The sequence below is a fragment of the Clostridium intestinale DSM 6191 genome (assembly GCF_900130055.1).
In the GTDB taxonomy this organism is placed as follows: Bacteria; Bacillota; Clostridia; order Clostridiales; family Clostridiaceae; genus Clostridium_T; species Clostridium_T intestinale.
This window is the reverse complement of sequence record NZ_FQXU01000006.1, coordinates 110,047-126,776: the sequence shown is the minus strand read 5'-3', so window position 1 is coordinate 126,776 and position 16,730 is coordinate 110,047. Positions and strand designations below refer to the sequence as shown.

Annotated in this window: 9 protein-coding genes and 1 pseudogene; all 10 read right to left on the bottom strand. The window is 29.6% G+C overall.

Annotation, left to right across the window (positions count from 1 at the left end; translation table 11 throughout):
* Positions 1-284 precede the first annotated feature (284 nt).
* A complete protein-coding gene (locus tag BUA92_RS09820; protein WP_073019129.1) occupies positions 285-1,178 on the bottom strand; it encodes a TraB/GumN family protein in 894 nt (297 codons plus the stop codon).
* A 487-nt stretch (positions 1,179-1,665) separates the two neighbouring features.
* A pseudogene (locus tag BUA92_RS09815) lies at positions 1,666-2,169 on the bottom strand (GH36-type glycosyl hydrolase domain-containing protein); the annotation flags it as partial.
* 70 nt (positions 2,170-2,239) lie between these two features.
* Positions 2,240-3,196 carry an ABC transporter permease subunit gene (locus BUA92_RS09810; RefSeq protein WP_073019125.1) on the bottom strand — a complete coding sequence of 319 codons (957 nt, stop codon included), beginning with the start codon at positions 3,194-3,196 and terminating at the stop codon, positions 2,240-2,242.
* Positions 3,180-3,911, bottom strand: a complete 732-nt coding sequence (locus BUA92_RS09805; protein ID WP_073019123.1) for an ABC transporter ATP-binding protein — start codon at positions 3,909-3,911, stop codon at positions 3,180-3,182. The genes BUA92_RS09810 and BUA92_RS09805 overlap by 17 nt, the downstream gene beginning before the upstream one ends.
* Positions 3,912-3,934: 23 nt before the next feature.
* Positions 3,935-4,447 carry a stage II sporulation protein M gene (locus BUA92_RS09800; protein ID WP_073019120.1) on the bottom strand — a complete coding sequence of 171 codons (513 nt, stop codon included), beginning with the start codon at positions 4,445-4,447 and terminating at the stop codon, positions 3,935-3,937.
* A 1-nt stretch (position 4,448) separates the two neighbouring features.
* Positions 4,449-5,111, bottom strand: coding sequence for an ATP-binding cassette domain-containing protein (locus BUA92_RS09795; RefSeq protein ID WP_073019118.1), 663 nt, complete (start codon positions 5,109-5,111; stop codon positions 4,449-4,451).
* Positions 5,095-6,459 (bottom strand): hypothetical protein, encoded by a 1,365-nt coding sequence (locus BUA92_RS09790; protein WP_073019116.1) that lies wholly within the window; start codon positions 6,457-6,459, stop codon positions 5,095-5,097. The genes BUA92_RS09795 and BUA92_RS09790 overlap by 17 nt, the downstream gene beginning before the upstream one ends.
* A 127-nt stretch (positions 6,460-6,586) precedes the next feature.
* Complete coding sequence (locus BUA92_RS09785; protein WP_073019114.1) at positions 6,587-7,141, bottom strand: hypothetical protein; 555 nt, start codon at positions 7,139-7,141, stop codon at positions 6,587-6,589.
* Between the two features lie 269 nt (positions 7,142-7,410).
* Entirely contained in the window at positions 7,411-7,614 is a 204-nt protein-coding gene (locus tag BUA92_RS09780; protein WP_073019112.1) for a hypothetical protein, read from the bottom strand.
* Between the two features lie 437 nt (positions 7,615-8,051).
* Positions 8,052-16,655, bottom strand: a complete 8,604-nt coding sequence (locus BUA92_RS09770) for a glycoside hydrolase family 94 protein (RefSeq protein ID WP_073019108.1) — start codon at positions 16,653-16,655, stop codon at positions 8,052-8,054.
* Positions 16,656-16,730: the final 75 nt, after the last annotated feature.

The following is a 16,730-nucleotide window of genomic DNA, read 5'->3' as shown; positions in this document are numbered from 1 at the left end:
CTTTTCTTGCTTTCTTCTTTTCTTGCTTTCTTCTTTTCTTGCTTTCTTCTTTTCTTGCTTTCTTCTTTTCTTGCTTTCTTCTTTTCTTGCTTTCTCTATAAAAATACAGACGGCTCCTACCGAGCCGCTGTATTTTTATAGGGGTTTATGCTAACGTATTTTGTTTTGTTACCTATAAGAATATTTTGTTAGTACAAAGTAGTTAGCTTATTAGAACAAATAAACTATTATTTAATTAAAAGGAGCCTCTATCAGTTCATTCCTAATAGAAACTCCTTTATTTATTATTCTAGTCTAGTAATTGAGTAACCTTTATCTTCTAAGGCTCTAATAATTCCATCTTCTCCAACTAAGTGACCAGCTCCAACTACTATAAAGTATTTTTTGTTTTCTGATATAAATCCTTCTATCTTAGAGATCATATTCTTATTTCTTTCAACCGCCATATAATTATAAGATTCCCTAGATAGTTCGCTGCCAGAATTAATTGTAGAAGTATATTTCTCTATCTGAGGTATATCTCCATTAATCACCGCCTCATACATTTTTCCTAATGCTTTTTGTTGCTCTTCTATTTCCGGTAAATTATTAATAACTTCACTTTGCAACTCATCTCCCCCAGCATTTATTGCCTTAAGTTGAATATCTACATTTTCTAAAGATATAACAGGCTTCTTATCTACAGTAGCCTTAGTTATAAATTTATAGTCTATTCCATTATAAGCACTGAGTTCTGCTTTATTTGCTATTGCATTAGTTATTACGGATTGAAGAGCCCATAATTTATATTGTTTATAGTCTAGTTTTAATCCTAATTCCGAAACTATCTTTTCTATTTTATCTTTAGTTTCTGGAGTAATATGATTTAATAAATTATCTCCCTCTGGATACATCATTTCTTTATTAAGTGCTTCACTTAATTTCTTATCTTGTATGTTTATTTCAACTCCTAATCCATCTGATTCCTTATAAGCTTTTTCTACTGAATCTATAAATTTAACTTCTTTTCCTACGTGAACAGAACCTCCAAGATATAAATAGTTCCCATCCTTTTCTACTTTATAAAATAACCCTTGAACTGTTGGAACATCATTCTTTTTACTTTCACAACCAACTAGTGAAGCTGTTAAAATTATGACTGAAAGTAATGTAATAAATACTGATCTTAATTTTCTCATTTTCCTCTACCCCCTTCATATATATATACGGCTATATATAGGTAAATCTGTCAACTTATATTCTGTAAAAACTCTTCTTTTCAAGAGCTTCATTAGATTCCTTCTAAGTACGACATAACGCCACTTTGACACTTTGACACTTTGACACTTTGACACTTTGACACTTTGACACTTTGACACTTTGACACTTTGACACTCGGTAGTCTGCTTTTCTTCCTACTCATTATTCATCTTTTATAAAAATATTTTTCTATTCTTCTATTGTTCAATATGGATTTTGACTTTGCCTTAATTTATTAGCAAGGCTTTTTTAAAAAACGCCTACTTTGTTCTTAATAAGTAAAAGGATTAGCCTGACGCTGAAAAAGATAAGGAATTTAATTAAGTTGATATAAGGAATCTAATGACGCTGGGGAACGCGTCTACAGGATAGATGTGCATACAAAAAGAGACCATTGTAATAACTAATTACAATAGTCTCTTTTAATCAGATAACCACTTTAACCAAGTGTTCTCCATCTTCTAAATATGGAACTAGATTATCCTCTAATAGTTTACCATCAAGATAAATTTCTTTCTTTTCCCCTCTAACAAACTTAATGTTATAGGAGCATTTATCTTTTCTGTAGTTAATCTCATATTCATTCCATTCATCTGGAACAGCTGGTTCTATAGTGAATCCCTTATCTCCTTTTAGCTTAAGCCCAAGGATTCCTTCAATACCTACTCTAAACATCCATCCAGAAGTTCCAGTATACCAGCTCCAGCCTCCTCTTCCTTCATGACCTTCTGCACCATATACATCTGCGGTCATTACGTAAGGTTCTACTTTGTATCTTTCACATTCTAGATGAGATTTTGAATGGTTTATAGGATTTATCATATGGAAGGTTTTCCATGCCTTATATCCATAACCTAACTTCGCCATAGCTAATATTACCCAAGTAGCTGCATGGGTATATTGCCCTCCATTTTCTCTAACTCCAGCAATACAGTATTATATTAATAATCTTCTGTAATTATAGGACTTGTTATCTATTCACTTAAATTTTTACATTTATTTAATAATCCTTAGTTTTATAAATATATATTGAAATAAGATAAAACAAGATTGAAAACAATATTAAAACCGTAAAAAATTGAACGATATTATTTACTACTTTCATATCATTTATTGTATATGCTAAATATTTAAAAGGAAGTAATTCTGATAATCTATACTGTGCTACACTATCCTTTATCCCATTATTCCCTATTACTAGACATACTATTGCTACAGTAGAAATTCTGTCCTTATCTAAAATTGCACCTATACACATTAACAAAGAAATATAAAAAATTGACTTAATTATTGAGATAAAATTAAAATAAATAAAATTAATAATCATATTTTCGCTTGCAATTTTATCATTAATAATATTAATTATTAAAATATCATTCCCATTAAATCCAAATCTAAAAAATCCTACTAAAAAAGCAATGAAAGCACATGCCAAAAAGATTCCTATAGATATTAACAACGAAAAAATAACTTTTGCAAATATTAATTTAGTCCTACTATTACCACTTATAAACATGTTTTTCCATGTAAAATTCTCATTTTCAATTCCTAATACTCTTGCCGAAAGTACTACTGCTAAAATAACTATTCCCATTCCTAACTTATCTATCCTCGAAAGAAAAAACCACACATTCGAAGGGTTATATGGAATATCATTTTCAAGACAATAATCAATTTTTTTAACTATATTATTACAAATCTCTGTTACCTGCTTATATTCTAATGAGGCTTCCTCATCAGTAGACAAGGTTTTCAATTTATTCATTTTATCTATAGTTTCAACTTGGTATTTTCTTAATTCCATAGAAGATTCTTTCCATGTACTTATTGGTATTCTATCAAATGCGAAAGAATAGATGACCATAACACAAGAAATTAAAAAAATAATTGCTCCTACATTTCTAATTGTTACACATTTCTTTATTTCGCAAATAATGAGATCATACAAACTTCCCATTTTCCACCTCATTACTCATCATCTTTTTATAAACTTTATCAACATTTAACTGACTTAATTCTTCCTTTAACATACTTCCAATAATTTCACCTTTTTTGACAAAGAAAAATTTACTACAAACTATATTTAGTTCACTTAATATATGACTTGAAACAATAACTGTTATGTTATCATTTGATAGTCTGGGTATTAGCTCTCTTATATATTGAATTCCATCTGGATCTAGTCCATTTATAGGTTCGTCCAATAATAAAATTTGTGGGTTTCCAATCATACTCATTGCTATGCCTAGTCGTTGTTTCATTCCCAATGAATATGTTTTGACTTTTTTATAAATATTTGAACCAAGACCTGACTCATATATTAAGCTATCAAATATATCCTTCAATTCTTCTTTTTTAATTCCTTTTGCTCTAGCTGAAATTTCCACATTTTTAATGCCTGATAAATTTGAATATGCTGCAGGATTTTCAATTAATGCTCCTACGGGGAATTTATCCTTATTGTGATACTTATTTAATCTTTCACCGTTAAACAATATCTTTCCATTACTTATGCTACTTAATCCACAGATCATCTTCATGAGCGTAGTTTTACCTGCTCCATTTGGTCCAATTAAACCTACTACCTCTCCTGACTTTATACTCAAACTAATATTGTTAATAATTTTATGATTTTTTATTATCTTATCTACGTTTATCAAATCAACATCCAATCCACTTCACACCTCTCATCCCCCTAAATCACATATTTTTTCAAAAACCACGGAGTTATAGTAGTCTCCACCATCGCAGCAATAAGTATCATAGAAAGTAATACCACAAACATTGTTATAGTAAACTTAAAGTCAAATTCTTTCTTTTTTAAATATGCAATAATATTGATCCACACATATATACCTATAGTTCCAGATAAAACCATTGAAGGGATTTCAATAATTCCGTGGCAACCAATAAATGAAATTGCATAAAATAGTGAATGCGTGTTTTTTAATGATTTAATAATGACTCCTAAAAAGAACATTTCTTTTGCTAAATAAATTAGTGAGTATATCCCAACTGATAAAATAGCATATAAAATAGCCATTATGTTAACCTTTAGGTTATTAGACAATACGTCCCAAAATCCTAGTGATAAATTAGGGTTGCTATTAATATCTATATTCATAGAATAGCCAATTGCAAAGCAGACAAATGAAAATAACAATAAACATATAAAAACACTTATAAATTTCTTTCCATTCTTTTTCATACTATCTATTTACTCCCTTTAGAATTACTGTCTTACTATCGATTATTTCTAATATATGAGTTGTAAATTCTAATAATCTTCTATCTTTAGAATGGGTTGAAAATATTATGATAGAGTTATTTTTATTATTATAATCATTTAAAAAAGTCAATAGTTTATCAACAGATGACTGATCTAAATTAACAAATGGTTCATCAAATAAGATAACTTTTGGCATTGCTAACATACTAATTATTATTAATACCTTTTGTCTTGTTCCCAAAGATAAATTTTTAACAATTATATTCTTGTATTCCTCAACATTAAGTACTTGAATTAGTTTATTTAACATCATGTCAAATTCTTCTCTATTCAGATTTTCAGATAAAGAAAATGCTAGCTTAACATGTTCATCTAATGTAAGATATTCGTATAAAAAGCTATTGTTTGAAATTAAAACCACATTTTTCATATATTCTATATAGTTATCTTTTAATGTAATCCCATTGTATTCTACATTGCCTTTAAATCTAATAATGCCACTTAGTATATTTAATAATGTAGTCTTACCAACACCATTATTTCCAATTAAGGATATAACTGATTTTTCTGGTAAATTAAATGAAATATTTTCAAATACTGTCTTATCATCATATTTTTTTGTAATATTACTTATAACGTACACCTCTACACTCCATTTCTCTAAAGTATTTAAATACTGAATATAATAAAATAATAATTGTATAAATACTCATATACAAAGTAAATTCATTTATACTATTTGTTTTATATAGAGTTAATATAGAAAAGCTACATCCTATTACTGGCAACCCTAGTATACAATAATCTTCAAACAAATTTGTCATCATTAATGATTGTATATTTAGTTTAATATCATCAAAATCATACTTTTCATAATTATAGCACCTCTTGGTTTCAATTAAACAAACTCCAACCCATTGGAATATGCTTAAACTAGCAAATACAATACTAGTCCAAGAAAATCTGTTAGTTATAATATTTATAATAGACCACGTAATAGGGATTAGTTTTGTATACTGAATTAAATTTATAAATGTACTATTCATAAAATATCTTTTAGCAGTATATCTTTTTATAAAATAGAAATTTGCAGTTGTTATATCATCTGTTAATAAAGACTCTGATAAAATCTTTATAAATACCATATTGAGTAGAGTTGGATAAAACGAAAATAAAACAATATTTATGTAGTTCTGATTAATATTTAAAAAATAACGTAAAAAAGATAATATTATTAATGAACCTGCAATAAATGTTACAAATATTTTATTACTTCTATTTAAATTATAATATTGAAACTGATTTTCAATAACCAATCTTATCGAAGATTGATTTTTCTGTTGTAACTTAATACTTTCTTCATTTTTAATAGCAATATTTTCAAAAAATATCTTGCTCACTTGAAGCAAATTTATTAATTTACATTTTAATATTTTGCTACAAATAAAATACAAGTTAATACCACTTAATATTACTAATAACATTGTACAATTGATAAACGCAAGTAAAATATTTTCACTTTGATAAACTTGATAAATTAATGTAGAAGTATAGTAAATTATAATATATAACAAAAAATCACTTTCAAAATATTCTAATAGAATAGTAACAATTTTTTTTGAGTTACTTATTTTTAAAGTGCTACAAAAAAACTCTAGTTCCGTCTTTTTATAGTTTAAGTTAGCTTTTTTATAATTTATCATAATAATTAATTGACACACGGCTGTAGAAATAATTACTGTTATTATCCCCGTTCCCAGTTTAGAATTAATAATAAAAAATAATCCAAATAAAAATAACTTACCTAATGCATTTGAAAAACACCATGCATAATATAATGTTTTTATTATCGATTCTTTATCTTCTTCATGGAATAAATTAATAAAAAATCTCATAGATATTCTAATATTCTGCTCCGTCTCTCTTTTTTGAGCTTTTCTTAATAATACTCTATATATTTTTAGACTTCTCATATTTAAATCCTTATTCATTATTTCAAAAATAGAGAATACACTATATTTCCTATACCAATTAAAATTGATATAGTTGCTATAATTGCAATTCCTATAAATATCTTTTTTTGCTCTTTTCTCATCATAATCTACGGTCTCCTTTAACTTAATTAATGCTAAACACGTTTACCAATGTAAACAAATATGAAATAAGCGAAAATATAAAAACTATTAAAATAACTTTTCTTTTGCTGATTTTTTCCTCTATTATATTTATTAGTAATACGTATATTATTATTCCCTTTGCTACTAACCCAAATGGAAGAAGATTCACTCTTTTTAACGTACTTAATTGGAAATTACTAACAGAAAACATCGTTATTCTATTTACAATCATTGCAACAATTGTTCCATATACCATTGGTAATTTAAATACTTTAATTCTTATTTTCTTTTTATAGACTAATAATGTAACAAAGTACGCAATTATTGCATCAATAAACACTGAAAAAAATCCAGCTAATATTTGTGAGATAACCGTAATAATTTTTATAAAACTCATATTAGAGTTTAGTATAGTTGTATTTGTTTGTAATAAATCCATATTATCATTTAGTATATTTTCAAAGTCATGTAGTGAGAAAATTATACACAAACATATTAGCAATATAATCCCCACATAATATACGAGTTTTTCGTTTTTTAGCACTATCTTTTTCATAATCTAAATTCCTCTTGTTAACCTAATATTTATATAATTAGTAGTCTAGTTTATTACAAATTATACATTATCCTTCTACTGTTTCTTAATAATATGAAACAAAACTATAATCCAAGTAGTGTATAGTTGCTATTTGTTTTTAACAAGTTTTATCTTTATATTATAAATTAAAACCACCTCATATTTGTGGTAATATACTCGAATTCACATAATAATATGATAATATGGTATATTAAAATATCATATTATCATATCTGTTTTTATGTTACTTACATTGCTTTAGCAGCTTCTTTTCCAGCTGCTTTGGCCACAGCCATAATAGCAGCCCTATATGATATAACAACCGCACCTGCTGCAGCTCCAATACCAGTTAGGGATACTAATACAGATATCCAAGTAGCAACGTCAAGAACACTTAGGATAACACCAGCTGCTTGTAATGAACAGCCAATTAGCCCTACAATTTTATTCATTTTTCTCCCCCCTTTTTAATAGATTACTTATCCATAATAACACAGTAAATGTATAAAAATATATTTTTTTTACATAAAACACCAATATTATGTCATTAAAATTTATTTTTCGTAAATTGAAAAAGTAACTTCCGTTTTCTAAGTTAAACGGAAGTTAGTTATGCAAAGTATTTGTTATAATTGTATTAAAAAGTTTAGTATTACGTATTAAATAAGAGATGTTATACATGAATATTTACTATTTAAATTTAACCTTATATGGAAATAAAATATTATCAGTGAAAAAAGAAAATTCATTCATTTTTGAAAAATTTAAATTGATTAAAGATGACTCTGTAGTAAAGGCATTTAATGGAGCTAAGAACCGCTCCTACAGTATAGATGTGTGTATACAAAAAGAGACCATTGCAATAATTTATCACAATGATCTCTTCTCATTATATAATTACTTTAACTAAGTGTTCTCCATCCTCCAAATATGGAACTAGATTATCCTCTAATAGTTTACCATCAAGATAAATTTCTTTCTTTTCCCCTCTAACAACTTTAATGTTATAGGCGCATTTGTCTTTTCTGTAGTTAATCTCATATTCATTCCATTCATCTGGAACAGCTGGTTCTATAGTAAATCCCTTATCTCCTTTTAGCTTAAGCCCAAGGATTCCTTCAATACCTACTCTAAACATCCATCCAGAAGTTCCAGTATACCAGCTCCAGCCTCCTCTTCCTTCATGACCTTCTGCACCATATACATCTGCGGTCATTACGTAAGGTTCTACTTTGTATCTTTCACATTCTAGATGAGATTTTGAATGGTTTATAGGATTTATCATATGGAAGGTTTTCCATGCCTTATATCCATAACCTAACTTCGCCATAGCTAATATTACCCAAGTAGCTGCATGGGTATATTGCCCTCCATTTTCTCTAACTCCAGCAATATAACCTTTTATGTATCCAGGTTCTAACTTAGAATTATTAAAAGGTGGTGTAAGTAGAAGCACTATTCCTTTATCTTCTTTGATTAAGTACTTTTCTAAGGCACGCATTGCTTCTTCTACACGCTCTTTTCTTCCTGCTCCAGATATAACTGCCCAAGATTGAGATAAAGAATCTATTTGACATTCATCATTTTCTATAGAACCAAGAGGCGTTCCATCGTCAAAGTAGGCCCTTCTATACCAGCCTCCATCCCAAGCATTTTTCTCTAGATTTTCTCCTATAAAGTCTCTCATTTCCTCATAACGGGTGAATTTTTCTTCATCATTTCTATGTTTACAAATTTCTTTAAAGTTATCTAGTATGCTGTATAGGAACCATCCAAGCCATACGCTTTCTCCTTTTCCTTCGTTTCCTACAGTACTCATACCATCATTCCAGTCTCCACTTCCCATAAGTGGAATATTGTGTTCCCCAAATCTTAAAGAAATTTCTATAGCTCTTATACAATGTTCATATATGCTTCCTTTTTTATCTGATTCTGGAGTGACCTTATATCTTTCATCTTCTCCTTCTCTTAATGGTTCATCTTCAAGATATACTGCTTCTTCATCTAATATACTGTAATCTCCAGTGTTTTTTATGTAATCTATAGTTACATAAGGAAGCCATAACAAGTCATCAGAAAATCTTGTTCTTATACCACTATTGACAACTGGATGCCACCAATGCTGAACATCACCTTCTACAAATTGCCTTGTTGCACTTCGTATTATTTGTTCCTTAGTAAAGCTTGAATCTAAAAATCCTATGGACATAACATCTTGAAGTTGATCTCTAAATCCCATAGCTCCACCAGATTGATAAAATGCAGTTCTAGCCCAATACCTACAAGCGAGAGTTTGGTACATAAGCCATCCGTTAAGCATAATATCCATGGTTTTATCTGGCGTTTTAACTTGAACTCTATGAAGTAAATCCCTCCAGAAATTCTTAACCTCTACTAACAAGTTATCAGCATAACTAATATCTTTAAATCTATTAATTACAGCTTTTATATTTTCTATTCCTTCTTTTTGACCAAATAATACTACTAATTCAATTTCTTCATCTGGTTTTAATGAAATCTTAGTATTACATGCTAAACAAGGGTCGTATCCAGCTCCAGTAACATTTGATAACCTAACTTTCTTTAGCGCTTCAGGTTCCTCAACGTTTCCTCCTCTTCCTAAAAATTCGCTTCTATTTCCAGTAAAGCTTCTATCTTCTCCACCTAATATAGTAAGATATGCAAATGCTTTTCCAAAGTGCTCACTATAAGGGTTTTGGCCATATATAAAGTCTTCCTCTAAATATGTTGATATATATTGAACAGTCTGCTGAGGCACTACTCCTAATGATAGTTCTGAATAATAGGTTAATGATAATTTTCTCTCTTCATTAGTATGATTTTTTAACTTTACTATCTCCACTCTTACACTTTCATCCATAGGGCAGAAAGTAGTCATTTCTCCTAATATTCCTTGTGAGAAATGTTTAAACCTAGAGTATCCAAAACCATGTTCAGCTATATATTCGCCCTTATCTCTAAGTGGTCTTGCGGATATTCCCCATACCTTTCCTGTAATCTCATCTCTTATATATAATCCTTCTGTTAATGGATCTGTTATAGGATCGTTTGACCAAGTACTTATCTTATTTTCTCTACTATTTTTATACCAGGTGTAGCTGCTTCCACTTTCTGATATATGGAACCCAAAGTCTCCATTAGACACTACATTAATCCAAGGTGCCGGAGTAGTTTTATTGTCTTTAAGTATTATTACATACTCGTCATTTTCTGTGTCGAACCCACCTACTCCATTATAGTAATCTAGATTTTTGCTTGGGTATGAATAGGGAATATTTCCATAGTCTTTTTCTTTTACAGATAAATATTCTATATTTTCTTCCTCTTCACTTACTAGTTCTATTTGTTCTATTAAACTTCCCTTATCTCCATCTATAACAAATCTTGCTATTGATATTAAAAATTCTATATCATCCTGAGCCATACTTCCTTTGCTATGTAGGAACACTCCTCCTTGAATATTTTGTCTATCCCTTGCATAGCTTGAATTAACAATATCCTTTATAGCTTCTTGTAGGGGTTGAATATATAGAGTGTTTTGTAGATTCAATACTACAAAATCTACTTTAAGTCCTTTTCTATCCCAATATTCATGAGCTTGAAGTCCTTGCTTTATTAAATACAAATCCTTCTCATCTCTTATTATGATTAGAAGTATAGGTACGTCTCCCGATATACCATAAGGCCATAAGGATGATTGAGCTTTCTTAATCTTTTTAATATAATCTTCTCTTTCTCGTAGAGAGTTATTTAAGAATAATATCTTTGAAGCCATAAGCTGATATATATTTGCTTGTGTAGACTTTATTCCTAAATATTTCATTTCCATTTGTGTCTGAGTCCAAGAAGATTCAAATACCTTTTCAACATTCCTCATTTCACAATACTTTTTTGCTAATTCTATAACTTCTTCTCTAGAATCACCAACTGCTGTTGTATAAGCTATTTTTACTGTTTCACCTGGTCTTATTTTTAATCTTCTTCTCATGCTTATTATAGGATCCAGTACTGCACCTACTGTATTTTTAAGTGGTGTTTCATCATCCATAACTATAGGACTTGATACGGCTCTTCCTCTACCTAAAAAATTAGCTCTGCTAGTTTCATATTGTATGGTTCCTATAGCTTCTCCTTGAACTGCTATAGTCTGCATAACATGAGGCTTCTTTTGTCCTTTAGCTCTTGGTCTTCTATTAGCTATTACACAAGAAGGACTTTCAACATATTCAGTTCTTATAAATAAGTTACTAAATGTTGGATGAACTATATCTGCATTATAAGGTGCAAGCGTAGCTTCAGCATAACTAGTTACCTCCACAGTTCTGCTATGTTCACTATGATTAGTTATGGATATTCTTCTTACTTCTGCATTGTCCTCTTGAGACACAGTTATTTCATAATAAGTTGTAAGATTTCCATCTTTTCTCCTAAACTCAGCTTTATCCAGAGAGAATATAACCTCATACTCTTCTCCTTCATTCCCACATGGTGAATAAGCTGCGCTCCAATACTCATTAGAGTTTAAATTCTTTATATAAAAGAACATTCCTGTATTATCTAAAGTAAGATCTTCTCTCCATCTGTAAACAGTCATATCTTTTAGCTTGCCGTATCCACTTCCACTATTAGTTATCATGGTTGAATAATTACCATTTGATAAAAGATGACCCTCTGGATACTTACTCTTAGCAGTATTAAAGGTTCTTACTACAATATCTTGTTTTTCTAAGTTTAATTCTATAGGTTCAAATTTTTGTGGTCTATCATATACAACTCTCTTAGATACCTTCTCTTGTAGCAATAGTTCAGTAGCCTTAACCCTTGGTATTCTGTGGAATCTATCTTGAAAAATATTATGATTTAATACATTGGTTAAAGCCATTAAGCTCATGCCTTGATGATGAACCATAAAGCATTTAACTATGGCCTTATTTACATCTTTAGATAATCTATCCTTTGTATAATCAATAGCTTCATATAAACCATATTTCCCATCTAGTCCTTCATTTTTTAGATTTTTTATATTCTCTAAAGAACCTTTAAAATCTATTTGAAGTCCCATTACTGTGGAATATGGAGATACTACTAACTCGTTTGCTAACCCTCTTTTTAGGCCTATACTTGGAACTCCAAAAGCTTTATATTGATAATTTTTTGAGATATCAAATGTATAAAATGCTGACTCTGATATTCCCCAAGGCACCCCTCTTTTCCTTCCGTAACGCTGCTGAACACCTATTACTTCTCTATAAGTCTCATTTAACAGAGTATCTGGATAGTTTCTCATAATAAGTAGGGGCATGTAGTATTCAAACATAGTTCCAGACCAAGAAACAAGACCTTTTCCACTATCCATAAGAGTCATTGCTCTTCCTAAACTAAACCAGTGTCTTTGCTCCACATCACCTTTGGCTACTGCTATAAAACTTGCTTGCCTTGATTCTGATGCAAGTAAGTCATAATAAGAATTTCCAAGCTCATCTCTCTCTATGTCATATCCTATAGCAAAGAGATTTCTGCTTTTATTATATAAAATTGAGAAATCAGTATTCTCTGCCATACTGCATAAATTATCTTTTACTCTATTGATTTTATTGATTATTTTATTTACTTCTTCTTTTCCGTTATTAAAAAGAAGTTTAAACTCTTCCCACCAAACTTCATTTATATGGGTACCTGAAATAACTTCATCTATTTTATTATTTAATTCTGATAACTTAGTATTAGAAGGAATCTTTTTAAGCTCCTCTTCTTTCATATCTATTGAAGATATGTTTTGTATAAATATATCTACCCAAGGGAATATCCTTTGTATTTCTCCTAAATACTTATTTACAGAACTTTTTAACTTATTGTTCCAATACAAGTTTCTACAGCCATCAATCTTATCAACTTCTAAGGCTTTATTTCTTATATTAGTTAAAAGATTTCTCCAACTTATAATATCTAAATCTACTTCTCTAATATCACTTATTATAGGTGAGTAGATTTCTTTTATTCCTGAGGTTAACTCTATTTCTTCGTTGCATAACTCTAAAACATCGCATAATCCATCTATCTTCTTTTTATTAACTATAATATCATTTTTATATTCTTCAAGGGCTTCCTCAGCCACCCATAAATATCCTACTAGATTTCCACTATCAACTGTAGAAACATACCTTGGATATAAAGGTTCTTTACTTACAGTGTCATACCAATTATAAAAGTGTCCTTTATATTTTATAAGCCCATCCATGCTGGTTAGTATTTTTTCTAATCTATCTACAGTTTCTACTACCCCTATATATCCTAAGTCATAGGCCGCTAAATTAGATGTGATACCCATTCCCATGTTAGTAGGTGAAGTTCTTGTGGCTACTCCATTTGGAGGATCAGCCTGATAATTATCAGGTGCTAACCAGTTGTTTTCCTTATTAACAAAATCCTCAAAATATGCCCATGTCTTTCTGCTTAAAATTCTTAATAAATGAGTATCTTCCTTATTTATATCTAGACGAGTTAACGGTATATCACTACTAATATAATAAGCGACTACTGGACTTAAAAACCATAAAATACATGAAGGAAGTATTAATAACCCCGCTTCTGTGGAATTTAAGAAAGAAACCGCTAAAATTAATAGGGCTATAGCGGAACCTTGCCACATAAATGAAATAAAATCCTTCATTCCCCTCTTAAGCTTTGACTCCACATCTGCTGCTGTTTGCCATTCAAGAAGATTTTTTTTGCTAATAAAAACTCTATATAAAGTTTTTATTATGGCATTCATCATTAAATAAGCTTGATAAGGTAAAAAGCAAAAAATTAATAAAGTTTGTTCTAATGCTGTTTTCCCATTTCCTATTTTTCCTGATAAACTTATTCCCTTAATAGGTGAAACTACTGCCTCTGACACATCAAAAAGAATAGGACATAAAATAGCTAATAAAGCTATTACAATCCATTCTTCACTATGAGGAAATATAACAAAAGATAATAGTGTCAATAAAATAATCGATGGTGCTAAAATACTTCTCCTTAAGTTATCAAATATCTTCCACCTAGAAACAGTGTTTAAAGGAGACTTTTTAGTAATCCATTTAATAATCTGCCAATCTCCTCTTACCCATCTATGAAGTCTCATAGAACTCGAATTATAATAAGCCGGGTATCCATCTATAAGCTCTATATCTGTAACTAATGCTGTCCTTACATAAGAACCTTCTAATAAATCATGACTAAGCACTGTGTTTTCTGGAATTTCATCTTTAAGCATATAGTTAAAAATATCTACATCATAAATTCCTTTCCCTGTAAAAATGCCCTCGCCAAAAAAATCATTATATACATCTGATATAGCTGTAGTATATTTATCTATTCCTGTTTCCCCTGAGAAAATCTTTGAAAAAACAGTTTTATTTGCTGCAATAGTACCAACGCTTACTCTAGGCTGCATTAAGCCATATCCTCTTTTAACCCTTTTATCTTTTTCATCAACATGAGGTTTATTAAGTACATGGCACATAGCCCCTATAAGTTTTTTTGCAGTTTCTCTAGGTAATTGAGTATCTGCGTCTAAAGTTATTACATACTTAACTTTTTGAAGTTTTGTAATATCTCCGCTTATAGTATCATAACTTGTGTTTTTTGCTCCTCTTAGTAGAGCATTAAACTCCATAAGCTTACCACGTTTTCTTTCCCATCCAATCCATATATTTTCCTTGTCGTTATATTGTCTATATCTGTTAAAGAAATAAAATATATCTTCGCCATTATTTGAGTATTTATCATTTAATCTTTTCACTTCATTTAAAGCTACTTCTAATATGTGTTTATCTTCTTTTTCTTCTTTATTTTTACCGTCCTTAAAATCTCCTAAAAGCCCAAAGTATAGGTTTTTATGTTGATTTGCAAGATAATATACCTCCAAATCTCCTATCAAATCCAAAACTCTATCTTTATTACTTAATAGAGTTGGAATTACAACCATGGATGTGCAATCCTCTGGTAATTCCTTTGATAGCTCCATTTTAGGAATAAATTTAGGATCTAATAATTTATTTATACTCCAATGTAATATAGAAATAACTATCTCACTGCAAGGTATAAGAAGTACTAAAAAAGCTACTACATAAGTAATAGGATTTAGAGAATTCTTTACCATTCCTATAGATATAAAGCTTAATAAAATAGTGACAACAGTTATCGTACATAAGTAGAGGGCAGTTTTATGATTAAATATAAAACCTTCAAAACCATCCTTTATACTTCTTTTTCCACCAACTACTTTTTTCAATTTACTTATACCATCATCTATAAGGTAATAACCTATATGTCTTATATAAGCTTCATCACTATCAGCATTTTTTGCACACTCAATAGCTTTTTGTGCTATAACAACCTCATCTACATCTATGGTTTTTGATAATTTTTCTATCTTATGTCTATAGTGGTCTCTAGATTCAAAATCCATATTACAATAAATATTAGCTGGATCATTTTGCAATATTTTCTCCACCATACTTATTTCTTCGAATATGTCTCTCCAATTTATTGCAGCTACTGCTCTTATACTAGTAACTGAATTCCCCATTGATATCTGATAACTTCCTTGCTTTTGATGCTCAACAATTATCATCTTGTCAGCAGTAGTTTGCTGCAAAATTAACCTATCATCTATCCATTTATAAAATGGTGCTCTATCTACACCATTATCTCTAACAACCTTAAGTAATCTTTCCACAAAATGTGAACTATACTCTATATTTTCCTCTAAGGATATCCTTCTAAGTTCATCCTCAAGTCTTTCATTATTATATGCCTCTATAATTTTCTCAGCTAAAGTTTCTGCCTTTTGCTTTTCTTGTTGTGCATAAATTATTTTTTCTGCTATCTTACTTATATTTTGAATTAAAGCTATCCTTATCATAATAGGTAAAGCCCAAAGCTCTCCTGTAGTAAGAACAGAATTTTTTTGATATGCCTTTATAAAGGTTTCTATAATCTCTTCATCTACGGCTCCATCTGTATGAGAAATAAGTTCTACTGCTATGTGATAACACCTAGCATATCCCTTCATTATCCCTTTTTTAATTACCGGAAGCCCCTTATAATATGACATTGGCATATTATGTTTTATGTCCTTATATTCTCTTTCAATTAAATATAAATTATCTATCATCCATTCAGCTGCTGGCAGAATTTCTTTTCTTTGTTTAACCTGCTTATCTAAATATTCATAAGTCTTAATTATCTGACCATAACTATTGTCTAAGCTTTTAATTAATTTTCTTCTACAATTGGACTTCCTCGTAATGGTAGAAAAATATTGTGATATCTGAAAAGCATGCTTTTCTAAACTTTCTTTATTTATACTTATACTAGGAACATCCTCCATTAAATTATGGTCTTCTTCTCCTCTGCCTCTTAATAACATATAAAGTATAGCTACTCCAATTACTGCTAATATAGTTATATATCCATAGAGCATGTAATCCTCTCCTCACTTTTCTGATTAATAAAATTATTATGCCCCAAGAAATAAAAATTATATGAACCTATATAA